We start from the raw sequence: 21,539 nt of genomic DNA, 5'->3' as shown, positions 1-21,539 counted from the left end.
GTCGTACGTGTGGTGCCTGTCGTGCCCGGCCTGTCGCTCGTGCCGGTGGTGCTTGGAAGTATTGCCCCACCGGACATCCTGACCTGCCGTGGGTGTGTACGCAGAAGAACCCCGGGAAGCCTCAGCTGCGCCCCTCCGAACGCGGACGGGCCCGGGCAGCTCGTGGGCACGGCAAGGGCCCCGGCGCCAACGGGAGGCCGCGAAGACCGAGTTGAGCGGCCGGGGTGAGGCGGGAGAGGCTGATTGTGCTCTTGTCGTGGCCTGTTCGGAGCGCATATTTTTGCGCTCCTGACGCATGTCGAGGGGGCTTCCGCATGGCCGTACGGGGTAAGCACCGCCGGTATCAGCCGAACAGGATCAACCGCGCCTCACTCACCGTCACGGCCGGCGGCGCCGGAATGGCGCTCCCGCTCCTCGCGCCCGGTGCAGCTCACGCGGCCGACGTGAGCACCTGGAACAAGGTCGCGGCCTGCGAGTCCAGCAACAACTGGAGCATCAACACCGGCAACGGCTACTACGGCGGGCTGCAGTTCACCCAGTCGACCTGGGAGGCGTACGGCGGCACGGCCTACGCGCACCGCGCGGATCAGGCCACCAAGGACCAGCAGATCGCCATCGCCGAGAAGGTGCTCGACGGACAGGGGCCCCGCGCCTGGCCGGTGTGCTCGGTCCGCGCCGGGCTCACCCGGGGCGGCGGCGACCCCGACATCAGCCCCTCCGGCACCACCACACAGACCACCAAGGAGACGCGCACCACCAAGCGCTCCGTGCGGGACGTACAACCGCAGACCACGCCCCAGTCGCAGGCGGGCACGGCCGAGATGTACACCGTCGTCCACGGCGACACGCTCTCCGGCATCGCCGACGACCGGCAGGTCCGCGGCGGCTGGCAGCGGCTGTACGCCGCGAACCGCACGACCGTGGGCTCCGACCCGGACCTGATCATCCCGGGCCAGCGGCTGAACCTGCGCGCCAAGGCGCCGACGACGCACCCCAAGGACACGACGTCCGACGCGTCCACGAAGACGAAGAAGACCAGGTCCACCGACAAGGACACCAGAAAGACCAAGGACACCTCGGAGCAGACCCACAAGGTCACCCCGACCCACACCCTGGTCGCCCCGGTGAACGCCGCGATGGGCACGCCCTACCGGGCCGCCGGTCCGTCCTGGTCGAAGGGCTACCACACCGGCGTCGACTTCCCGGTGCCGACGGGCACCTCGGTCAAGGCGGTCGGTGCGGGCAGGGTCGTCAGCTCGGGCTGGGGCGGTTCCTTCGGCTACCAGGTGGTCATCCGGCAGGCGGACGGCCGCTACACGCAGTACGGCCATCTGTCCGCGATCTCCGTGAAGGCCGGGCAGACGGTGACGGCCGGCCAGCGCATCGGCCGCTCCGGGACCACGGGCAACAGCACAGGCCCGCATCTGCACTTCGAGGTGCGGACGGGGCCCGGCTTCGGCAGTGACATCGATCCGGTCGCCTATCTCAGGGCCGGTGGCGTCAGGATTTGACGCGCGTGCGGTGCCGGTCGAGGAGTGGGGTCGGGATGTAGGGCCCGCCGTAGAACGGGGCGTAGTAGCGCGGTACGTCGGCCGGCGACGGGACCTTGGCGGCCCCGTCGTCGTCCTGGACATCACCCTCGTACGCCATGTCCTGGGCCGGCACGGTGACCGCCGTCGGCACGGTGACCGGAGCCGGCACCGTCGCCTCAAGCTGTGCGAAGGCTTCCTCGCGGACCGGTGTGGTGGGCTGGGCGGGAAGCGCCGCGAGCAGTTCCTCCACGGCGTCCGAGCCCGCCGGGAGGGCGGCGGGTGCGGTCGGCGTCGTGTGCTTCGGGGTGTCGAGGCGCTCCGTCGTGAGCAGGATCAGCCCGCCCGCGGCGACGACGCCGCAGCCCAGGGCGAGCAAGGTGCCCGTCGAGCCGTAGCGGAAGGTTTCGCCGAACATCGTGATGCCGACCGCCGCCGCCATCACGGGGTTCACGACCGTCAGGGTGGCCAGCGGGGCCGCGAGTCCGCCGCCCCGGTAGGAAGCCTGCGACAGCAGCATTCCGGCTGTGGCGAAGACGCCGATGACGGCCAGGCTCGGCAGGTCGGAGAACGTGACCTGGTTCGTCCAGTCCACCGCGACCGTCTTCGTGAACACCGAGGACATGCCGAACGCGATACCCGACGCGACCGCGAGGAGCACGCTGCGCCCGGCGGGGTGCCGGTGCGCGGCGCGGCCCGCCACCATCAGCGCCACCACGGCGCCGCCGGTGACCACGCCCAGCAGGACGCGCTGGGCGTTGCTCAGGGACTGCGCGTCGGCCGTACCGACCAGGGACAGCAGACCCGCGAGGCCCACCGTCGCCATGATCGCGCCGCGCCACGCGGTCGCCCCGGCCCTGCGGCCGACGAAGAGGGCCGCCATGGGAAGGGCGAAGACGATGGTCAGCGCGCCCAGCGGCTGGACGAGGCTCAGCGGTCCGTAGGCGAGCGCCACCACGTGCAGCAGCCCGCCGAGGCCGTTCAACGCCACCGCGGCCCACCAGGTGGGCCTGCGCAGCGGCGCGTACGTCTGGTCCGGAGAGGTCACCGCGACCTGTTCCTGGACGATGGCACCGCCCGCATACGCGACGGCGGAGACGAGGGAGAGCAGCACGGAGAGTGTCAGAGCGCTCATATGTCCCTCCTCTGCGAACGGCGTGGGCGGGGTGCCCGATGCGACGAACGGTCGGCTTGCATAGCAATAACGATGCCCTTCGAATTCCTTCACGTCGTCGTACCTGAGCAGGCATTGGGTCCTACTGCCGATGGAGTAGGACACGCGGCTCGTCCTCCCCAGGGTGGGTGACACCCCGGCCGGGCCCGCTGGAGGAAACCCCTAGGGGGCTTGGTACTACTGCTCTTCGTGGACCTCGACCCGGATCTCGCAGCACTCGAACCGCTCGGCGGCTTCTTCGTACTACGCACGGCAGTATCGACACGCGGAACTCAAGCAACGCTAAAGAAGGCCTACACGGCGGCTCGAATCGACCCGTACGGGGATGTTTACGCGGATCCGATAACTTTCCGAGTCCGGAAGGTCGCGTTGAGTCTGCGGGCCCCGGAGGACCGGATCGCGGCCTCGATCGCCCACCAGGCACTGGCGGCCCGGCTGTGGTCGATCGCGCTCGGCTCCGCCGCGCTGTGCGGCCACGTGCCCGACCTCGAACCAGGGCTGCTGCACTGGGATCCGGACGCCGGCGCCCCCGACGACCTGTGGCTCGCCGAGGTGCGCATGCTGCCCGCCTCGGCGATCGACGAGGTCGTACGGGAAGGTCATCTCGTCCCGTTGGCGGCGGCCCTGCGCTCCCGTTACGGCATCTCGGCGGGGCTGCTGCGGGGCAACGCGGGCTCCGCCCTGGCCGGTGCCGTGCGCCAGCTCGACCGCTGGGCCCGGGCAGGCGGCCGTACGGATGTGGCGGACCGGGCTCGCGGGATCGCCGCCGGCCTGTTCTCCCACCCAGACCTCGCCGATACCCTCGACCCCGCCACCGGCCGTCGCCGCAGCTGCTGCCTCTACTACCGCCTGCCCGGCGGCGGCCTGTGCGGCGACTGCTGCTTCGATCGCCCGCCGACGCGGAGGGAGGGCCCCGATGAACGGCACTGAATTCATCGCTCTCGGCATGGTGTTCGTCGCGGCAGGCATGCTGTGGCAGGGGCGGGCCGTGCGGCCGCTGTCGGCGCAGCGGGCACGGGCGGCGCTCGCGCGGGAGCATTCCCGCCATCTTCGGCGTTCCGCGGACCTGGCCATCGACGCGGCGCGCCGCAGCGCCGCACCCGACGAGCCGGTCATCGTCCGCGTCGATGACGTACTCAGCACGGCGCACCGGCACTTCGGGCACCCCTGCGGCTCGCGGAGAGAGGCTGCCGCGGCGCTGCGGCAGCGCTACGAGGTGCGGGGATGCCGCTTTGACTGCATGACGGACGCCTTCGACTGATCGTGCGGCGTGCCCTCCCCGGTCCACCGGATGGGGCGGCGGTCTTCCCCCGCCGCCCCATCTGGGTGACCATGAAGAGAACCAGCCGCTATGACGGGGGGTTCTTGGTGCGAGTGGGACTGCTGACCCGGGAGTATCCGCCTGATGTGTACGGCGGCGCGGGGGTCCATGTCGAGTTCCTCGCCCGGGAGTTGCGCTCTCTGACGGACCTGGACGTGCACTGCTGGGGCGAGGCCACCGCGTCGGAGCGCGCAGCCGGCGTCGTCCGCCACCGGCCCTGGTCCGCTCTCGACGGCGCCAACGACGCGCTGCGCACCTTCTCCGTGGACCTCTCCGTCGCGGCCGGTCTCGAAGGCCGCGAGCTCGTCCACTCGCACACCTGGTACGCCAACCTCGCCGGCCACTTCGGCAAGCTGCTGCACGGTATCCCGCACGTGATGACCGCCCACTCGCTGGAGCCGCTGCGCCCCTGGAAGGCCGAGCAACTCGGCGGCGGCTACGCCCTGTCCAGCTGGGCCGAGCGCACCGCGATCGAAGCCGCGGACGCGGTGATCGCCGTATCCGGAGCCATGCGCGAGGACATCCTCACCTGCTACCCGGCCCTGGACCCGGCGAAGGTGCGTGTCGTCCACAACGGCATCGACACCGCCCTCTACCAGCCGGACCTCGGCACGGACGTCCTCGCCCGCATCGGCCTCGACGCCGACCGCCCGTACGTCCTGTTCGTCGGCCGCATCACCCGGCAGAAGGGCGTGCCCCATCTGCTGCGCGCGGTGCGGGACATCGACCCGGACGTCCAGGTGGTGCTCTGCGCGGGCGCCCCCGACACCCCGGAGATCGACCGGGAGTTCCGCGATCTCTACCAGGAGCTGAGCGGCGTACGCGAGGGAGTGCACTGGATCCCGCAGATGCTGCCGCGCCCGGATGTGATCCAACTCCTCACGCACGCCACGGTGTTCGTGTGCCCCTCGGTGTACGAACCGCTGGGCATCGTCAACCTGGAGGCGATGGCGTGCGGCACGGCCGTGGTCGCCTCGCGGGTCGGCGGCATCCCCGAGGTCGTCGACGACGGCCGCACCGGCCTGCTCGTGGACGTCGACGACGACTTCGAGGCGCACCTCGCGCGCACTCTCGACGCGCTGCTCGCCGATCCGGAGGCCGCCCGGCGCATGGGCGAGGCCGGACGGGAGCGCGCGGTGCAGGAGTTCGGCTGGGACGCGGTGGCGCGGCGCACCGTCCAGTTGTACGAGGAGATCCTCAAACCGGGGTAGCCGTCGGACACGCGGACGACCGGGGTAGCCATAGGACAGGCGCATTTCGGAAACAGCGGCCGGGCCCCGCAGTCGGGCGCGGCGAGAGCGGGCGTAGAGGGGCGGCGGCATGCGGCGCGGTGGACCTTCGGTGCTGGGAATCGTACTGGCGGGAGGAGAGGGCAAGCGGCTCATGCCCCTCACCGCCGACCGCGCCAAACCCGCGGTCACCTTCGGCGGAACGTATCGCCTCGTCGACTTCGTGCTCTCCAACCTCGTCAACGCCGACGTCCTGCGCATCTGCGTCCTCACGCAGTACAAGTCGCACTCGCTGGACCGGCATGTGACGACGACCTGGCGGATGTCCAGCCTGCTGGGCAACTACGTCACCCCGGTCCCCGCGCAGCAGCGCCTCGGGCCGCGCTGGTACCTGGGCAGCGCCGACGCGATCCTCCAGTCGCTCAACCTCATCCACGACGAACAGCCCGACTACGTAGCGGTGTTCGGCGCCGACCACGTCTACCGCATGGACCCGCGGCAGATGCTCGCCCAGCACATCGAGGGCGGCGCGGGGGTGACGGTGGCCGGCATACGGGTGCCGCGCGGCGAGTCCTCGTCCTTCGGCGTGATCAGCCCGGGCTCCGACGGCCGGGCCGTGCAGGGCTTCCTGGAGAAGCCCGCCGACCCGCCGGGTCTGCCGGACGACCCCGAGTGTGTCTTCGCCTCGATGGGCAACTACATCTTCAGCACCAAGGCCCTGATCGAGGCCCTCCAGCGCGATGCCGAGGACCCCAACTCCGTGCACGACATGGGGGGTTCGATCCTGCCGACGCTCACCGACCGGGGCGAGGCGCAGCTGTACGACTTCAGCGAGAACCATGTGCCCGGCGAGACCAGCCGCGACCAGGGCTACTGGCGCGACGTCGGCACCCTCGACGCGTACTACGACGCCCACATGGACCTGATCGCGGAACGCCCGGCCTTCAACCTGTACAACCGCCAGTGGCCCATCTACACCCACTCCGGGCAGCTGTCGCCGGCCCGCTTCAACGCGGGTGGCATCGCCACCGAGTCGATCATCAGCGCGGGCTGCCTCGTCCGGGGCCAGGTCTCCCGGTCGGTGCTCTCGCCGGGCGTGCTGGTCGATCCGGGCGCCGTCGTCCAGGGCTCGGTGCTGCACGACAACGTCCGCATAGGGCGGGGCGCGGTGGTGCGGGGCGCGGTCCTCGACAAGAACGTCGAGGTGCCGCCGGGCGCGACGATCGGCGTCAACCCGGACCGGGACGCCGAGCTGTACACGGTGTCGAAGGGCGGAGTGATCGCGCTGGGCAAGGGGCAGCAGGTCTCGTGACCTGGGAAGCGGTGCTCAGGGTGCGAGCGCGGACGGCTCGCGCACCATGAACACGTCCACGGCGTCCTCGGTCTCGACCGTGAATCCGTGCCGTTCGTACAGGCGCCGGGCGGGGCTGCCCTGAAGCACGTTCAGCCGGACCCGGATGCCGTCGCGGTCGTGGGGCTCCCACAGCGCGCGCAGCACGGCGGAGCCGATACCGCTGCCCTGGAGGTGCGGGGCCAGATAGAAGTGCTCCAGCCAGTGGGCGTCCTCGGCCGGCCGCAGCGCCACACAGCCGGCGAACGCGCCGGCCACCTCGATCACCCAGGTGTGCGCCGGCACGAACCCGTCCCGCAGCCGCTGCCGCACCCGCCGCTCGTCGTAGCGCCCCAGCCGCTCCAGATCGGCCCGCATCACCACGGCCCGCAATTCGGCCACCATGTCGGCGTCCGCCGCCGAAGCCGGCCGAAACTTCCAGTCCGCCATGATCGCGATGCTAATCGACCGGATGAGAGTTCAGACACGTCCAGGAGCTGCTCGGCGGCCCGAACCGACCTCACCTGCCCCGCGCGTCACGCCCGTTTCGTGGTAGCTGGACTTAATCTGCTGTTAACTGTGCGTAGCTTGATCGTACTTGACCGTAATCGGTTGTCGGCGGTTGACTGCTTGCTCACCCGTCGTCGACGCGAGAGCAAGCCTTTGACTTCCGACCTGCTCGCACCACTCGACCTGGCGTTCTGGAACATCGAGTCCGCCGAACACCCGATGCACCTGGGCGCACTCGGTGTCTTCTCGGCCCACTCGCCCACCGCGGGGGCGCACGCCGCCGACCTGCTCGCGGCCCGAGCCGCCGCGGTGCCCGGACTGCGCATGCGCATCCGCGACGTCTGGCAGCCGCTCCTCCCGCTGGCCTTCGGCGGCGCGACCCGGGAGCCCGCCCCCGACTTCGATCCGCTCCAGCACGTACGGCTGCACGCGCCGACCGCCGACTTCCACGCCGTCGCGGGCCGTCTGATGGAACGCCCGCTGGAGCGGGGGCGCCCGCCGTGGGAGGCGCATGTGCTGCCCGGCGAGGACGGCACGTCGTTCGCCGTGCTGTTCAAGTTCCACCACGCGCTGGCCGACGGACTGCGCGCGCTGATGCTCGCCGCCGCGCTGATGGACCCGATGGACATGCCCGAGCCCCGGCCGCGCCCCGCCGAGCCGCCGCGCAGCTTCCTGCCCGACGTGCGCAAGCTGCCGGGCCTGGTCCGCGGCACCCTCTCCGACGTGGGCCGCGCCCTCGACATCGGCACCTCCGTCGCCCGCGCCACCTGGGACGTACGCTCCTCGCCCGCGCTGACCTCCGAGCCCACCGGCACCCGCCGCACCGCAGGCGTGGTCGTCGACCTCGACGAGGTGCACCGGATCCGCAAGACCGAGGGCGGCACCGTCAACGACGTCCTCATCGCCGTCGTCGCGGGCGCCCTGCGCCGCTGGCTCGACGAGCGCGGCGACAGCAGCGACGGGGTCGCCCCCCGCGCCCTGATCCCCGTCTCCAAGCGCCGCCCGCGCACCGCGCACCCGCAGGGCAACTCGCTCTCCGGCTACCTGATACGGCTTCCGGTCGACGACCCCGACCCGCTCGCCCGGCTGCGCACGGTGCGCACGGCCATGGACCGCAACAAGGACGCTGGACCCAACCGCGGCGCGGGCGCCGTCGCGCTGCTCGCCGACCACGTGCTGCCGCTGGGACACCGGCTCGGCGGCCCCGTCGTCGGCCAGGCGGCCCGGCTGCTCTTCGACATCCTCGTCACCAGCGTGCCGCTGCCCAGCATCGGCCTGAAGCTCGGCGGCTGCCCCGTCACCGAGGTGTTCCCGCTCGCCCCGCTGGCCCGCGGGCAGGCCCTGGCGGTCGCCGTCTCCACCTTCCGCGGCCGGGTCCACTACGGGCTCGTCGCCGACGCCGCGGCCGTCCCGGACCTCGACCGGCTGGCGGACGCGGTGACCAAGGAGGTGGCCGGGCTCCTCGCCGCGTGCAGCTCCTGAGATCGCCGAGCGCTGCCGGGAAACCGGTGTCAAGACCAGGGTGATCATGGCGGGTTTGGTTCCTCGGCCTCCTGCTCCGTAAAATTCCGCCTTCGAAAGCGAGCGCGGTTCGAGCGCGGCGCGGAACCCGAGGAACGGCACACGGCCATGACGGTGACAGACGACAGCCAGGCGACCCCCGCCGTGGACACGGCAGAGGTGGCGGCGGCCTCGTACGGCCCCGGCATCGACCCGGAGCGGCTGGCCACGTGCCTCGCCGTGCTCGACGAACTCGACAAGATCGACGTCGACCACCCGGACGCCATCGCCGTGCGCCGCGCCACCGCGGGCATCTACCGCACGGTCAAGCAGCGCCGCCGCCAGGACCGCCGGGCCGCCAAGACCGCCCACGACAAGGCGGTCACCGAGTCCACCGCGACCGGCTCCGCCCAGCGCATCGACGACGAGACCGAGGGGCTGCTGCCCTCGTCCGTGACAGACGCCGGCGAGATCGCGGGGATACTCCAGCGCCCGCGCTCCTGCTACACCTGCAAGACCCGGTACGTGGAGGTCGACTACTTCTACCACCAGCTCTGCCAGGACTGCGCCGCCCTGAACCGCGCCAAGCGCGACGCCCGCGCCGACCTCACCGGCAAGCGTGCGCTGCTCACCGGTGGCCGCGCGAAGATCGGCATGTACATCGCGCTGCGGCTGCTGCGGGACGGCGCGCACACCACGATCACCACACGCTTCCCGAAGGACGCGATCCGCCGCTTCAAGGCCATGGACGACTCGGCGGACTGGATGCACCGCCTGGAAGTCGTCGGCATCGACCTGCGCGACCCGGCGCAGGCCGTGGCCCTCGCCGAGCAGGTCGCCGAGGCGGGCCCCCTCGACATCCTGATCAACAACGCGACGCAGACCGTACGCCGCCTGCCCTCCGCCTACGCCGCCCTGGTCGACGGCGAGAGCGCCCCGCTGCCCGCCGGGGAACTCCCCGCCCATCACGTCATCGGCGCCTTCAACTCCGGCGCGGTCGACGGCCTCGCCGCGCTGCCGCTGGGCACCAGCGGGCTCGACGCCCAGCAGGTCGCCGACCTCGCCCTGGTCGCGGGCAACGCGAGCGTCGCCCGGCACCTCGACGGCACCGCCATCGACGCGGGCGGCCTGGTCCCCGACGTCGTCGACACCAACACCTGGGTGCAGACCATCGAGCAGATCTCCCCGGTGGAACTGCTCGAGACCCAGCTGTGCAACTACACGACGCCGTTCATCCTGATCAGCGCGCTGCGCCCGGTCATGGCCGCCGCAGCGAAGCAGACGGACAGCGGACGTGCGTACATCGTCAACGTCTCGGCGATGGAGGGCGTCTTCGGCCGCGGCTACAAGGGCGCGGGCCACCCGAACACCAACGCCGCCAAGGCCGCCATGAACATGGTGACGCGGACCAGTGGCCAGGAGATGTTCCAGACCGACGGCATCCTCATGACCTCGGTCGACACCGGCTGGATCACCGACGAGCGCCCCCACTACGACAAGCTGCGCCTCGCCGACGCCGGATTCCATGCCCCGCTGGACCTCATCGACGGCGCGGCGCGGGTATACGATCCAATTGTGCGTGGTGAGCAGGGCGAGGACCTGTACGGCGTCTTCCTGAAGGACTACGCGCCCGGGAAGTGGTGACCCCCCGACCCTGACGCATGACCCGGCGACCGTGCGGTACGCGGACTGTATGGAGTGCCGCGCTAGGAGTTCTCATGGTCATGTCAGACGAGATCGATCCACGCGCCGCCGATGATCCGCGCAACGTCTACCCGAGCGACGCGGAGTTCTATGCGAGCGACCGGCCCGAGCACCCCGCGCTGCCGGAGGACCGGCCGCGTGGAGGGGGTGCCGCGAAGGCGCTGAGGCATCGTGGCACCTGGGCCACGGTAGGGCTTGTCGTCGGCATCATTCTGCTGATCCTGGTGGGGATCGCACTGTTCCCGTGAGGGATGTCGCAGGCCGCCGTCACGAGTGAGGTGGTGCGTATGACCGCAGCCGCTCGTGGACGGCGTACCCGCCCGCCGAGTACGCCGCCCTGACCCGTGTCCCGCCGTCCACCAGCAGATCCGCGCCGGTGATCCACTCCGCCGCGTCCGAGGCCAGCCACACGACGGCCCGGGCGATGTCGTCCGGCTCGCCGATGCGGCCGAGGGGCAGCCCGGCTCCGAGCTCGTCCTCGCCGTGCTCCCACACGAAGCGGGCCATCTCGGTGCGCACCAGGCCGGGGGAGACGGAGTTGACCCGCACCTTCGGAGCGAGCTCGCCCGCGAGCTGCCCGGTCAGGTGCAGCAGGGCCGCCTTGCTCGTGCCGTACGCCCCCACCCGCGGGCCGACGTGTCCGGCGCCCTCCGTGCAGATGTTCACGACCGCCCCGCCGTGCTCGGCCATCCAGCCCCGCCAGGCGTGCTGCACCAGCCGCAGTGGCGCCTCGACGTTCACCGTGAACGCCTCGCGCCAGCGTTCCGGATCGGCGTCCATGAGGGGGCCGTACGGCTGGTTGGTCGCCGCGTTGTTCACCACGACGTCGATCCGCCCGAACTCCCGCAGCGCCAACTCGGTCAGCTTGCGCAGATGCGCCGGGTCGGCGACCGTACCGGCCAGTCCCACGGCGGCGCCCAGCTCCTCGACGGTCCCCCGCACGCCGTCCGCGTCGCGCGCCGTCACGCACACCCGCGCGCCCGCCCGCACCAGCTCCTCGGCGACGGCGCGCCCGATGCCCCGCGAGGCCCCGGTGACGATGGCGACCCTGCCCTCAAGCCCGTACGGCGACGTCATCCGCGTACGGTCTCATGACGGACCGTCAGTCGACAGCCCCCAAGCGTGAGTTGTGGGCCGCGACCAGCTCCAGCACCGTGCGCCAGTCCTCCAGGACGCCGGCGTCCAGACCGACGACCTTGCCCGCGTCGTCCGCCTGCCGCAGCGTGACCGCGTCGTCGGCGAGCGGATCGCGCTCGAACGCGGCCGCCTCCGCCGGAGACATCGCACCACCCTGCACCCGCAGCGTCAGCGCACTCTGCGCGGACAGTCCGCGGCCCGGCGAGGCGGTCGCCAGGTAGCGCTTGGCGGCCACGTGCAGCCGTACGAGGCGGGAGACGCGCTCGCCGAGCAGTGCCCGTACCGCGTCGGCGGCGCGATCCGCGTGTCCCGCGTCGTCGCCCGGCCGAAGCAGATGCCCGATGTCGTGCACCAGGCCCGCCACCTGGAGCTCCTTGTCGCTGGGGTGCCCGCGCCGCAGCAGCGCGGCGGTCTGCAGTGCATGGTCGTGCAGATCGACCGGGTCGCCGCTTTGGTCCGGGGTGTCCCAGGCGCCCCGGCAGGCGTACAGCAGATCCATCAGCTCCTCGACGCTGCGCAGCTCCATGCGTCAGTCCTCTCGCGAGAAAAGCCGTTTGCCGGACGCCAGCAGATCATGGCCGCCTTGCGAACCGGCCAACGGCACTTGAACTGCGAACCGTCCTCACGTCGTCAGTGATGGTGGTGCTCGTCATGTCCGTCTCCGGCAGCGGACGGCGCCCCGCCCATCATCCGCAGCATCGCCGGCCCGCCCGTGCGCAGGAAGCGCCACACCAGAGCGGCCGCGAGGAGCAGGAAGGCGATGTTCAGCCATGTCGTGTAGTTCCAGGAGACGCCCTCCATGGGGATCTCCGCGTCGGCCTGGTCGGGGATGAGGCCGAGGCCGCCGAAGACGAACTCCACGACGTATCCGGCGACCACCATGGCCGCGTAGAACGTCACCAGCAGGAAGACGGTCATACGGAGGCCGTAGTACTTCCGGTAGATGTTCAGGATCGGCAGGATCAGCAGGTCGGCGAAGATGAACGCCACCACGCCGCCGAAGCTGATGCCGCCCTTCCACAGGACGACGGCCAGCGGCACGTTCCCGATGGAGCAGACGAACGAGGCGATCGCGACGAGCGGGCCGATCAGGGGGCCGACCACCTTCGCGGCGAGCGGATGCCCGTCGAGGAAGAGCGAGCTCCAGAACGCGTCGGGTACCCAGGCCGCGATCGCACCCGCGATCAGCAGGCCGATCACCAGGTCGCGCAGGATCGCCGCCCACTCCATGACGAACACATGGGCCACCGAGGTGTAGCCGTCCTTCGAGAACAGGCGCCGCCCGAACGACCCCTCGCCCCGGACCGACATGTCCATCGCGGCATGCCCCTCCATCGACCCGGCGAGGCCGCGTTCCGCCTGCTCCCGTGCCTGGTCGAGCAGTCGGCGACGGAGGAACAGCCGGAAGAGGACGGCCAGCATCACGATCATGACCGGACCGCCGACGAACTCCGCCGCCGTGAACTGCCAGCCCATCAACAGCGCCAGGATCACGCCGAGTTCGACGACCAGGTTCGTCGAGGCGATCTCGAACGCCATCGCCGAAGTGAAGTTCGCGCCCTTGCGGAACAGTGAGCGTGCCAGGGCGACCGCCGCGTACGAGCACGACGAGGAGGCCGCCCCGAGGCCGGCGGCGAGGGCCAGGGTCCGCGGCCGGTCGTCGCCGAGCAGCCGTACGACGGTCGCCCGGCGCACCACCGCCTGGACCACGGCGGACAGCCCGAACCCGAGGATCAGCGCCCAGGTGATCTCCCAGGTCATCGACCCGGCGATGGACAGCGCGTGCAGGATCGCGTGCATCGGTTCGGTCCTCTCCCGGATCGGCTCGGCATCCCTGGTGACGACTATCCCCGGGGGTATCGCCTGTACCCGTATTGCGGAGCGGGTCGGGGTCTGGTCAACGAGGTCACCCTGCCCGGCCTGTAGCCCGAATGGGTGTCCTAAAGTTCCGTATATGCCATCAAATCAGTTGAGATGGTGGGGGGATGGACGCAGAACGACTCAAAACAGTTACCTCTTGTTTTCAGCCCCATCGAGCGGGGACCCGCTCATTTGGTTACCCTGTAGCGGACGGACAGCTCAATGGGGCTCCACCCGCACCCACGGTCCGTCCCGGGACATGCCGGTCACCACGGCCTGCTCTCACCTGAGTTACCGGCGCCACCGCGTCCCTAACTGCTCTTGACCCACACCCAAGGGGACGTCAGGCGGCCGGCAGCAGACTGGCCCTGCGCGTCCCGAGGGTGACCCGACACATAAGGAGTGCGCGGTGACACCGGAGAAGACGAATCGCGATCAGCGCCCCAAGGAACGCACGGAGCGCGCGGGCCGCCGGCCCGAGAAGGCACTCGGCAGCCTCGACGTCTGGGCCAGGTCCGCCCCGATCCGCCTGGCGGGTTACGAGGACGACCTCGCCGAGCCCCACATCCTGCCCAGCATCGACTGAGCCGCGACAGGACCCATCGCGATCGCTGACGGCATGGACGTGCCTGACCCACGTCCATGCCGATCACAGGAGCCGCGGCCGACGACCGGCCGCGGATCTTGCCTTTCCGGCACCGCATCGCCGCCGCCGAGACCTACGCCTGGGACCCGGTCACCTCCGAGGAGGTCGTCCGGTTCCTGCGGACGGCCTTCACCCGCCGCCGTCAGCCGAGCGGCGCCGTCCGCTGCCACGGGTGCAGCTTCTCCAACTGATCCGCCATCTCCAGCAGTGCCGCCTCCGACCCCGGACGCGCCACCAGTTGTACGGCGCAGGGGGCGCCCGAGGGCAGCGTGCCGAACGGCACCGACATCGCCGGCCAGCCGGTCAGGTTCCACGGGGGCGTCATCGGCGAGTAGTTCGAGTTGGCGAGCACATTGCGCAGCCAGCCCCGCTCGTGCCACGGCCCGGCCTTGGGCGAGCGCCGGGCCAGGGCCGGAGTGAGCAGCACGTCGTGCTCGGCGAAGAAGGGCTCCAGCCGCCGGCGCAGTTGTTCGCGGCTCTTTCCAGCCCGCACCTTGTCCACGAAACGGCGACCGATGGCCGCGTGCACCCTGGTGCGCCGGGCCAGCTTCCGCGGATCGAGCCCCTGGGCGTCCACGGACGTACCCGCCGTCCAGGTCGTGATCGCGGTGACGCTCAGCGACAGCGGATACGGCGGATCCGCGCGGCGCACCTCATGTCCCGCCCCGGCCAGCAGCCCGGCCGCCGCCTTGACCGCGGCCGTGTACGGCTTGCTGACGGCGACCCCGGCGAGCGGGCTGCGCAGCGAGACGGCGACCTTGCGCTTGGCGGTCCCCTCGCCGCGTACGACATCGGTGTCCGCGAGGACGGAGTACATCAGGCGCGCGTCCTCGACCGTGGTCGCGAGGGGGCCGTTCTCGGACATGCCGAACCAGTCGCCGTCGCTGATGCCCGCGGGCACGACCCCGAATCCCGGCTTGATGGTGACGAGGCCGCAGTTGGCGGCCGGGATGCGCAGCGAGCCCATCCCGTCGTTGCCGAGCGCGATCGGCACCATCCCGGCGGCGACCGCGGCCGCGCTGCCGCCCGAGGAGCCGCCCGCCGTGCGCGTGGTGTCCCACGGGTTGCGGGAGGTGCCGTGCACGCCCTCGGTGGTGCCGAAGACGCACAGCTCGGGCACGTTGGTCAGGCCCACCACCACGGCGCCCGCCGCGCGCAGCCGGGCCACGGTCGCATGGTCGGCGTCGGCGGGCGTGTCCGGGGTCGCCGCGGAGCCCACGCGGTTGGACTCGCCGCGCACCGCCACGTTGTCCTTGATCGCCACCGGCACGCCCGCGAGGGGGAGTTCGGCCAGGTCGGCGCGGGCGGCCACCTCGTCGGCCTCGGCGAGCGCGGCCTCCGTGCGCACCACACGGAAGGCGCCGACGCGCTTGTCGAGCAGCTCGATCCGCGCAAGGTGCTCGGCCACCACCTCGCGTGGCGTCACCTTCTTCTCGCGTACGGCTGCGGCGATCTCGGCGGCGGTCCGGCCGGCCCAGCTGGTCACGGGCGCTCCTCGTGGGTGGGGTCGTGCTGCGCGGATTACTGGTGAGTACGAGGAGCACTGTGCCCGGACACGGGGCCCTGCGTCGAGAGGCACCGCGATCTGGATGTCCTGTGATCCCGGGGAACTCCCGCCGAAGCGGCGCCCGGCCGACAACTCCGGTCGGGCCGCGGGGTAGCGTGCCTGCGACAAAGTTCGCGTACTGCGACGACCTGGCGCAGCTTGTCGGCGCTCCGACCGCCGTCGCGGGGCGACAAGTGCCCTCGGTGCACTGGCTCTTCCGGTGGGACTGACCCGGCCCTGTCCGACGAACCCATGACGGCCCTGCTCGTGACACGCGGCTCGCGCCCTCGTCTCCGGCGGGCCTGCGAAGCTGCCCAAGCTGTCCGACGGGCAGTTCGCCGAGCCACAGGCAGTCTCCTGCCCGCCTTGCTGTCGAGCGTGACGAGAGGTCGTACCGCAGCTGGGCGCCGTGGCGCGAAAGCTCTGACACCCCGCTGCACCCACGGCTCTGGTAGCGCCTCGAATTTGCCTTCGAGTGGACTCCAGCCACCACACTGTTCGCCACAGGATCAGTGCTGCGGACAGAAACAGAGGTGCAGCAGATGGAGGCCACGGGCCGGGCAGGACACCCACTGCCGTACGACATCTACCGACAGGCGATCGAGCGGGAGACCCTGCGCTTCGCCGAAATGGTGAACGGCGCGGACACCGCGACCGCCGTGCCCTCCTGCCCCGGCTGGACGCTGGCCGATCTCACTCAGCACGTGGGATCGCTGCAGCGCTGGTTCTCCGCGCTGCTGACCCGGCGGGTGCAGGAGCCTCCTCGCAGCCGCGAGGTGGACCTGGGGCTGCCGGAGCGGGCCGAGGACTATGCCGAGTGGGTGGCGGCGGGCGTGCCCGCCGTGGCCGACGTACTGCGGGCCACGGATCCTCAGGCGGCGATGTGGGCCTGGGGTGAGGATCAGCATGCCCGGTTCTGGGCCCGCCGCATGCTGTTCGAGACGCTGGTGCACCGCGTGGACGCGGAGCGTTCCCTCGGTCGGGCGTCGGACATCGACCCCGCCCTGGCCGCGGACGGAGTGGACGAGTACCTCGTCAACCTGCCCTACGCCGGGTTCTTCGCCCCCGGCGTGACCAAGCTGCAGGGCAACGGCGAGACCCTCGCCTTCCAGTGCACGGACTCCGCCGCCGGAACCGGCGCGGAGTGGCGGGTGCGACTGGAGCCGGACGGGTTCCGCCTGCAGCCGAAGGCGGGAGCCGACGCCGCACCGTCCGACGCGCGGACGACGGTACGCGGTCAGGCGGCGGACGTCCTGCTGCTGCTCTACGGGCGGCGGACGTACCAGGAGACTGCCTTCGAGGTCTCGGGCGAGGCCACGACACTCGACCGTTGGTTCACTCACACGGCGTTCTGACCGCGCCGGATCCCCCAAGGGCCGGGGCCGGGACAGGGCTTACGCCGTCACTGCGCACACGTAGCCGTGCCGCTACCGGCCTACACCACACCGCCCGCCACAGCCAACGCCAGGTCGCGGCCCGAGTTCGCGGCCCGAGGCGGTGAACTGCCCGCGTTGTCCGCGTCGTTGCCGAGGATCCGCCACGAGGCGAAGCCGAGCCCCGCGGAAGCGCCCGCGGCGCCGGCGAGGCCGAGCAGGACGCGTCGGCGGGAGAGCCGCGTTCGGGCGGGGGAGTGGGGGCAGCGGCCTGGGTGGCCAGCGACATGGTTCAACTCCCGCAGGGTCCCGTGCTCTCCCGTTCGATCAGCGAGGGCACCGGCACCTGCACCGTCCGGGCCGGTCCGCCGTCCAGCAGCGCGGTCAGCTCCTGCGCCGCCGTCCGTCCGAACTCCACCGTGTCACGGGAGAGGGCGGACAGCCACGGCTTGACCATGCGGCACAGCGCCGAGTCCTCCCACGACACCACCGACACGTCGCCCGGTACACGGAAGCCGAGTTCGGTCGCGGCGGCGACCCCGGCGACGGCCATCACGTCGTTGTCGTAGACCAGCGCGGTCGGCGGCGTGCCGCTCTCCAGGACGCGCCGGGTGACGGCGGCGCCCTCGGCGTCCGAGTAGTCCGTGGGCACCGAGCGCACCTCGGCGAGCCCGCGCCGCTCGGCCTCCGCACGCAGCGTGCGGATACGGCGCTCGGTGTGCGCGAGCCCCGACAGGCCCGCGATGTGCACGATCCGGCGATGGCCGAGCGCGTGCAGCCGGTCCACCACCGACGCCATCGCGCCCGCGTCGTCCGCCCAGACGGTGGACAACCCCGGATGCCGGGCGTCCGGCACGCCGCCGATGACCGCGGCGGGCAGCCCCAGTTCGTCGAGGAGACCCGGGCGCGGGTCGTCCGTCCTCGGGTCGACCACCAGCACGCCGTCCACCCGGTGCTCGGCCCACCAGCGCCGGTACACCGCGCACTCGGCGTCCACGTCCTCCACCACCTGGAAGAGCAGCCCGAGGTGACGCTCCGCCAGCACCTCCTGGATGCCGGAGATCAACTGGAGGAAGAAGGAGTCCACGCCCAGCGAGTCGGCGGGGCGCGCCAGCACCAGGCCGACCGTGGCCGCGCCCTCGCCCGACAGGGCGCGCGCCGCCGTGCTCGGGCGCCAGCCCAGCTGTTCGGCGACCCGGCGGACCCGGGCGCGGGTGAGGTCCGAGACTCCGGGCCGGTCATTGAGCGCGAAGGAGACCGCGCTCTCGGAGACCCCGGCGCGCTGCGCGATGTCCTTCATCGTCGGCCGGCGTGCCGGAGACCGCTTGGCTGGCAACCTTGCTCTCCATTCCCTGGAGCCTGTGCACTAATGCGCTTGAGTGCCAGCATCCTAAAGCGCATTAGTTATCAGCCACAAGTGGTGAGTAAGAGCTTTCTGACCTGTGGTTTCACTGCACTAAAGAATTTAGCTCCGACGAATCCATTGACTTCGAAAGGGGCGAGCCTGCAAGGTCTGCGACGGCACCCGTTCCCCCGCTGCAGAGGAGCCCCATCCGTGCGCATCTCCCGCAGAACTCTCGCCGCCGCTGCCGCCGTTGCCGTCGTCCTGCCGCTGAGTTCCTGCGGCTCCGGCGACGACGGCGCCGGCTCGACCGACGCCTCCGGCAAGGTCGAGGGCGACATCACCTTCCAGACCTGGAATCTCCGCGCCAACTTCAAGCCGTACTTCGAGGGTCTGATCGACGGCTTCGAGAAGAAGTACCCCGGCACCCACGTGAAGTGGGTCGACCAGCCCGCCGAGGGCTACGCCGACAAGATCAGCGCGGACGCGGCCGGTGGCACCCTGCCCGACGTCGTCAACGTCTCCCCGGACCTGGTCGCCCCGCTCGCCAAGGCCGGACTCGCCCTCGACCTCGACAAGTCGGCCGCCAAGTACAGGAAGGAGTACCTGGACGGCGCCTGGGCCAGCCATCAGATACCGGGCATGACCGGGACGTACGCCTTCCCCTGGTATCTGAACACCGGCCCGCTCTTCTACAACAAGTCCCTCTTCGAGAAGGCCGGATTCGACGCCGCCAAGCCGCCGACGACGTACGACGAACTCTTCGCCGACGCCCTGCAGTTGGCGAAGAAGAGCGACGGCAAGGTCGCCACCCTCGCGAACGTGCCCACCATCGAGGACTTCGGCCGCTACGGCGTCGAGCTGATGAGCAAGGAGGGCACCGGCTTCGCCTTCAACGACGCCAAGGGAGTCGAACTCCTCACCAGATACAAGGAGTTGTACGACGCCAAGGCGCTCGACCCGCAGGCACTGACCGCGACGCCGGAGTCGTCCGGCAAGAAGTTCCTCACCGAGGCCGTCGCCATGAACCCGGGCAGCGCCCTGGACCTCGGCAACTTCAAGAAGCAGGCGCCCAACCTGTACAAGAACATCGGGATCACGGACCAGATCACCAGCACCGGCAAGGTGAACATGTACGTCATGGGCGTGATGGTCAACTCGCGCACCAAGCACACCCCCGCCTCGGTCGCCTTCGCGCACTACGTCACCGACGCGCAGAACCAGATGTCGTTCGCCAAGAAGGTGGCGATCTTCCCGAGCACCGCCGGATCGCTGGACGACCCGTACTTCACCAAGGAGGACGGCACCGACGAGACAAGGGTGCGGATCGCCGCCGCCAAGTCCCTGAAGAACGCGGTCAATTACACCCCCGTGCTGTTCAGCGAGCAGATGAAGACCGCGCTGCGCAACGAGGTCGCCAAGGCGCTGCAGGGCAAGGAGAGCCCCAAGTCGGCTCTTGACAACGCTGTCAAGGCGTGCGACACGCTGCTCAAGCAGCAGGGCTGAGCGCAGCCATGGCGAGTTCCTCCAGCACCGCCCGTGTACGGCGCCAACTGCCCACCAGCCCCTGGCTGTTCGCCGCGCCCGGCTTTCTGGTCGTGGGCGTGTTCATCCTTTATCCGTTCGTCTCGACCGTGGTCAACTCCTTCACCGATCGGCGGACCCTGATCCCCGGCGAGTTCGTGGGACTGGCCAACTTCCGTGAGCTGCTGCACGACGAGATGTTCTGGATCGGGCTGCGCAACAGCACGCTGTACGTCCTCGGGGTCGTCCCCGCGCTAGTTCTGCTCCCGCTGCTGCTTGCGCTGCTGGTCCAGAAGAACATCCCCGGCATCACCTTCTTCCGCTCGGCCTTCTACACCCCGGTGGTCGCCTCCATCGTGGTGGTCGGCCTGATCTGGGTGTGGCTGCTCGACGAACGTGGTCTGGTGAACGCGGTGTTGGAGGCGATCGGGGTCGGCAGGGTCGGCTTCCTCAGCGACCAGTGGCTGCTCCTGCTGAGCGCCATGGCCGTCACGGTCTGGAGAGGCCTCGGCTACTACATGATCATTTACCTGGCCGCGCTCGCGAACGTGCCGCGCGAACTGCACGAGGCCGCCTCGGTGGACGGCGCGGGCCCGGTGCGCCGCTTCTTCACGGTCACCGTGCCCGCCGTTCGCTCGACGATGGTCCTGGTCGGCGCGCTCTCCTCGGTCTCCGCCTTCAAGGTGTTCTCCGAGGTCTACCTGATGGCGGGGCCCGACGGCGGACCGGCCGGCGAGGACACCACCCTCGTCATGCTCGTCCAGCGCACCGGCACCGGCCTGACCGGCCGGGTCGGCTACGCCTCGGCCATCTCCGTCGTCGTCTTCGTCGTGACCGTGGTTCTGATGCTGCTCGTGCTGCGCGCCGACCGGAAGGAGGAGACGTGAGCGTCCTGGAGAAGGTCCGCCCCGCCGAGCCTCCGGCGACCACGCGACAGCGAAAGGGCCGCCGCCGGATCACCGACGAGCACGGCCGCCGTATCCGCGTGTGGGAACTCGCCCTGCGCTACCTGCTGTTGCTCGCCGTCCTCGCGCTGACCGTCGGCCCGTTCCTGTGGCAGCTGTCCACCTCGCTGAAGGGCCCGACCGAGGATATCTTCAGCTCGCCGCCCAAGTTCCTGCCGGGCGACCCGACCCTGCACAACTACCGGCGGGTCGCCGACACCATCCCCGTGTGGGACTACGCCCTCAACTCGCTGAAGGTCGCCGTCGGCAACGTCGTCACCAACTGCGTGGGCGCCGCGCTCGCCGGCTACGCCCTGGCCCGGCTGCGCTACCGCGGCCGCAAGGTGGCCACGCTGGTCTTCATCCTCGCGATGCTGGTCCCCGCCGAGAGCATCATCATCGCCCAGTTCACGACGATGCGGGAGCTGGGCCTGAACAACACGCTCATCGGCGTGGTGCTGCCGGGCTGCGTGAGCGCCATGAACGTGCTGCTGATGCGCAACGCCTTCCTCAACCTGCCCTACGAGATCGAGGAGGCGGCCTTCGTCGACGGCGCGAACGCCTGGCAGCGGTTCCTCAGGATCGCCCTGCCGTCGGTGAAGGGCACCCTTGCCGTCGTCGCGATCTTCGCGTTCATGGGCGCCTGGGACGACTTCCTGTGGCCGCTCATCGCGCTCAGCGACCCGTCGAAGTTCACCCTCACCATCGGCCTCAACTATCTGCACGGGACCTTCGCCAACGACGAACGGCTCGTCGCCGCGGGCACGATCATCGCCGTGGCGCCGCTCATCGCCCTCTTCGCCTGCCTCCAGCGGTACTTCTTCCGCGGCGTGGGCGAGGGCGCGGTCAAGGGCTGAGCTCCCCACCCCC

21 protein-coding genes and 1 pseudogene are annotated in these 21,539 nt (G+C 70.7%); 14 read left to right on the top strand and 8 right to left on the bottom strand.

What is annotated here, in order from left to right:
* Window positions 1–314: 314 nt before the first annotated feature.
* Window positions 315–1,511: a transglycosylase family protein gene (locus AB5J56_RS07050; protein WP_369231132.1), complete on the top strand. Its 1,197-nt coding sequence runs from the start codon at window positions 315–317 to the stop codon at window positions 1,509–1,511.
* On the opposite strand, the gene AB5J56_RS07045 is transcribed toward AB5J56_RS07050, so the two are convergent.
* Window positions 1,501–2,664, bottom strand: coding sequence for a DMT family transporter (locus AB5J56_RS07045; protein ID WP_369231130.1), 1,164 nt, complete (start codon window positions 2,662–2,664; stop codon window positions 1,501–1,503). The genes AB5J56_RS07050 and AB5J56_RS07045 overlap by 11 nt on opposite strands.
* 210 nt (window positions 2,665–2,874) lie before the next feature.
* Here AB5J56_RS07045 and AB5J56_RS07040 point away from each other — a divergent pair, with 210 nt between their 5' ends.
* The 4 genes from AB5J56_RS07040 (at window position 2,875) to glgC (ending at window position 6,565) form a co-directional block, all read left to right on the top strand.
* Complete coding sequence (locus AB5J56_RS07040) at window positions 2,875–3,633, top strand: (2Fe-2S)-binding protein (protein WP_369231128.1); 759 nt, start codon at window positions 2,875–2,877, stop codon at window positions 3,631–3,633.
* Window positions 3,620–3,964 (top strand): hypothetical protein, encoded by a 345-nt coding sequence (locus AB5J56_RS07035; RefSeq protein ID WP_369231127.1) that lies wholly within the window; start codon window positions 3,620–3,622, stop codon window positions 3,962–3,964. Before AB5J56_RS07040 ends, AB5J56_RS07035 begins: the two co-directional genes overlap by 14 nt.
* Window positions 3,965–4,071: 107 nt before the next feature.
* Complete coding sequence (gene glgA, locus AB5J56_RS07030) at window positions 4,072–5,235, top strand: glycogen synthase (protein WP_369242394.1); 1,164 nt, start codon at window positions 4,072–4,074, stop codon at window positions 5,233–5,235.
* A gap of 109 nt (window positions 5,236–5,344) precedes the next feature.
* Window positions 5,345–6,565: a glucose-1-phosphate adenylyltransferase gene (gene glgC / locus AB5J56_RS07025; RefSeq protein WP_369231126.1), complete on the top strand. Its 1,221-nt coding sequence runs from the start codon at window positions 5,345–5,347 to the stop codon at window positions 6,563–6,565.
* Window positions 6,566–6,580: 15 nt separating this feature from the next.
* Here the strand turns inward: glgC and AB5J56_RS07020 are convergent, their stop codons facing one another.
* Window positions 6,581–7,033 carry a GNAT family N-acetyltransferase gene (locus AB5J56_RS07020; protein ID WP_369231124.1) on the bottom strand — a complete coding sequence of 151 codons (453 nt, stop codon included), beginning with the start codon at window positions 7,031–7,033 and terminating at the stop codon, window positions 6,581–6,583.
* Window positions 7,034–7,246: 213 nt separating this feature from the next.
* On the opposite strand from AB5J56_RS07020, the gene AB5J56_RS07015 reads away from it, so the two are divergent.
* The 3 genes from AB5J56_RS07015 (at window position 7,247) to AB5J56_RS07005 (ending at window position 10,545) form a co-directional block, all read left to right on the top strand.
* Complete coding sequence (locus AB5J56_RS07015; RefSeq protein WP_369231122.1) at window positions 7,247–8,575, top strand: wax ester/triacylglycerol synthase family O-acyltransferase; 1,329 nt, start codon at window positions 7,247–7,249, stop codon at window positions 8,573–8,575.
* A gap of 147 nt (window positions 8,576–8,722) precedes the next feature.
* Window positions 8,723–10,237: an SDR family NAD(P)-dependent oxidoreductase gene (locus AB5J56_RS07010; RefSeq protein WP_369231120.1), complete on the top strand. Its 1,515-nt coding sequence runs from the start codon at window positions 8,723–8,725 to the stop codon at window positions 10,235–10,237.
* An 80-nt stretch (window positions 10,238–10,317) separates the two neighbouring features.
* Window positions 10,318–10,545: a hypothetical protein gene (locus tag AB5J56_RS07005; RefSeq protein ID WP_369231118.1), complete on the top strand. Its 228-nt coding sequence runs from the start codon at window positions 10,318–10,320 to the stop codon at window positions 10,543–10,545.
* Between the two features lie 19 nt (window positions 10,546–10,564).
* Here AB5J56_RS07005 and AB5J56_RS07000 read toward each other — a convergent pair whose 3' ends face one another.
* The 3 genes from AB5J56_RS07000 to AB5J56_RS06990 all read right to left on the bottom strand — a co-directional run bounded on the left by AB5J56_RS07000 (window position 10,565) and on the right by AB5J56_RS06990 (window position 13,234).
* Complete coding sequence (locus tag AB5J56_RS07000; RefSeq protein ID WP_369231117.1) at window positions 10,565–11,374, bottom strand: SDR family oxidoreductase; 810 nt, start codon at window positions 11,372–11,374, stop codon at window positions 10,565–10,567.
* A gap of 25 nt (window positions 11,375–11,399) precedes the next feature.
* The gene (locus AB5J56_RS06995) at window positions 11,400–11,960 is read right to left on the bottom strand and encodes an inositol oxygenase family protein (RefSeq protein WP_369231115.1); all 561 of its coding nucleotides are present in this window, start codon (window positions 11,958–11,960) and stop codon (window positions 11,400–11,402) included.
* Window positions 11,961–12,064: 104 nt separating this feature from the next.
* Window positions 12,065–13,234, bottom strand: a complete 1,170-nt coding sequence (locus AB5J56_RS06990; RefSeq protein ID WP_369231113.1) for a permease — start codon at window positions 13,232–13,234, stop codon at window positions 12,065–12,067.
* 469 nt (window positions 13,235–13,703) lie between these two features.
* Between AB5J56_RS06990 and AB5J56_RS06985 the strand changes: the two genes are divergently transcribed.
* Together AB5J56_RS06985 and AB5J56_RS06980 are read left to right on the top strand one after the other, a co-directional pair.
* Complete coding sequence (locus AB5J56_RS06985) at window positions 13,704–13,880, top strand: hypothetical protein (protein ID WP_369231111.1); 177 nt, start codon at window positions 13,704–13,706, stop codon at window positions 13,878–13,880.
* 56 nt (window positions 13,881–13,936) lie between these two features.
* A pseudogene (locus AB5J56_RS06980) lies at window positions 13,937–14,044 on the top strand (GNAT family N-acetyltransferase); the annotation flags it as partial.
* Window positions 14,045–14,082: 38 nt separating this feature from the next.
* On the opposite strand, the gene AB5J56_RS06975 reads toward AB5J56_RS06980, so the two are convergent.
* Window positions 14,083–15,426, bottom strand: a complete 1,344-nt coding sequence (locus AB5J56_RS06975) for an amidase (RefSeq protein WP_369231109.1) — start codon at window positions 15,424–15,426, stop codon at window positions 14,083–14,085.
* A gap of 602 nt (window positions 15,427–16,028) precedes the next feature.
* Between AB5J56_RS06975 and AB5J56_RS06970 the strand changes: the two genes are divergently transcribed.
* Window positions 16,029–16,841 carry a maleylpyruvate isomerase family mycothiol-dependent enzyme gene (locus AB5J56_RS06970; protein WP_369231107.1) on the top strand — a complete coding sequence of 271 codons (813 nt, stop codon included), beginning with the start codon at window positions 16,029–16,031 and terminating at the stop codon, window positions 16,839–16,841.
* A gap of 80 nt (window positions 16,842–16,921) precedes the next feature.
* Here AB5J56_RS06970 and AB5J56_RS06965 read toward each other — a convergent pair whose 3' ends face one another.
* Window positions 16,922–17,155 (bottom strand): hypothetical protein, encoded by a 234-nt coding sequence (locus AB5J56_RS06965; protein ID WP_369231105.1) that lies wholly within the window; start codon window positions 17,153–17,155, stop codon window positions 16,922–16,924.
* Entirely contained in the window at window positions 17,152–18,195 is a 1,044-nt protein-coding gene (locus tag AB5J56_RS06960) for a LacI family DNA-binding transcriptional regulator (RefSeq protein ID WP_369231103.1), read from the bottom strand. Before AB5J56_RS06960 ends, AB5J56_RS06965 begins: the two co-directional genes overlap by 4 nt.
* A 219-nt stretch (window positions 18,196–18,414) precedes the next feature.
* Here AB5J56_RS06960 and AB5J56_RS06955 point away from each other — a divergent pair, with 219 nt between their 5' ends.
* The 3 genes from AB5J56_RS06955 to AB5J56_RS06945 are packed head-to-tail and all read left to right on the top strand — an operon-like array spanning window position 18,415 to window position 21,526.
* A complete protein-coding gene (locus tag AB5J56_RS06955; protein WP_369231101.1) occupies window positions 18,415–19,707 on the top strand; it encodes an ABC transporter substrate-binding protein in 1,293 nt (430 codons plus the stop codon).
* Between the two features lie 8 nt (window positions 19,708–19,715).
* Window positions 19,716–20,612, top strand: a complete 897-nt coding sequence (locus AB5J56_RS06950; RefSeq protein WP_369231099.1) for a carbohydrate ABC transporter permease — start codon at window positions 19,716–19,718, stop codon at window positions 20,610–20,612.
* Window positions 20,609–21,526, top strand: coding sequence for a carbohydrate ABC transporter permease (locus AB5J56_RS06945; RefSeq protein WP_369231097.1), 918 nt, complete (start codon window positions 20,609–20,611; stop codon window positions 21,524–21,526). The genes AB5J56_RS06950 and AB5J56_RS06945 overlap by 4 nt, the downstream gene beginning before the upstream one ends.
* Window positions 21,527–21,539: the final 13 nt, after the last annotated feature.

Origin of the sequence: Streptomyces sp. R21 (assembly GCF_041051975.1) — a bacterium.
In the GTDB taxonomy this organism is placed as follows: domain Bacteria; phylum Actinomycetota; class Actinomycetes; order Streptomycetales; family Streptomycetaceae; genus Streptomyces.
The sequence above is the reverse complement of the archived record's forward strand: the minus strand, read 5'-3'. Positions and strand labels throughout refer to the sequence as shown.

Excerpts from the sequence above, each read along its gene's own strand:
- AB5J56_RS07050 (WP_369231132.1), top strand. The coding sequence starts at position 315 with ATGGCCGTACGGGGTAAGCACCGCCGGTATCAGCCGAACAGGATCAAC.
- AB5J56_RS07045 (WP_369231130.1), bottom strand. The coding sequence starts at position 2,664 with ATGAGCGCTCTGACACTCTCCGTGCTGCTCTCCCTCGTCTCCGCCGTC.
- AB5J56_RS07035 (WP_369231127.1), top strand. The coding sequence starts at position 3,620 with ATGAACGGCACTGAATTCATCGCTCTCGGCATGGTGTTCGTCGCGGCA.
- glgC (WP_369231126.1), top strand. The coding sequence starts at position 5,345 with ATGCGGCGCGGTGGACCTTCGGTGCTGGGAATCGTACTGGCGGGAGGA.
- AB5J56_RS07020 (WP_369231124.1), bottom strand. The coding sequence starts at position 7,033 with ATGGCGGACTGGAAGTTTCGGCCGGCTTCGGCGGCGGACGCCGACATG.
- AB5J56_RS07010 (WP_369231120.1), top strand. The coding sequence starts at position 8,723 with ATGACGGTGACAGACGACAGCCAGGCGACCCCCGCCGTGGACACGGCA.
- AB5J56_RS07005 (WP_369231118.1), top strand. The coding sequence starts at position 10,318 with ATGTCAGACGAGATCGATCCACGCGCCGCCGATGATCCGCGCAACGTC.
- AB5J56_RS07000 (WP_369231117.1), bottom strand. The coding sequence starts at position 11,374 with ATGACGTCGCCGTACGGGCTTGAGGGCAGGGTCGCCATCGTCACCGGG.
- AB5J56_RS06995 (WP_369231115.1), bottom strand. The coding sequence starts at position 11,960 with ATGGAGCTGCGCAGCGTCGAGGAGCTGATGGATCTGCTGTACGCCTGC.
- AB5J56_RS06990 (WP_369231113.1), bottom strand. The coding sequence starts at position 13,234 with ATGCACGCGATCCTGCACGCGCTGTCCATCGCCGGGTCGATGACCTGG.
- AB5J56_RS06970 (WP_369231107.1), top strand. The coding sequence starts at position 16,029 with ATGGAGGCCACGGGCCGGGCAGGACACCCACTGCCGTACGACATCTAC.
- AB5J56_RS06950 (WP_369231099.1), top strand. The coding sequence starts at position 19,716 with ATGGCGAGTTCCTCCAGCACCGCCCGTGTACGGCGCCAACTGCCCACC.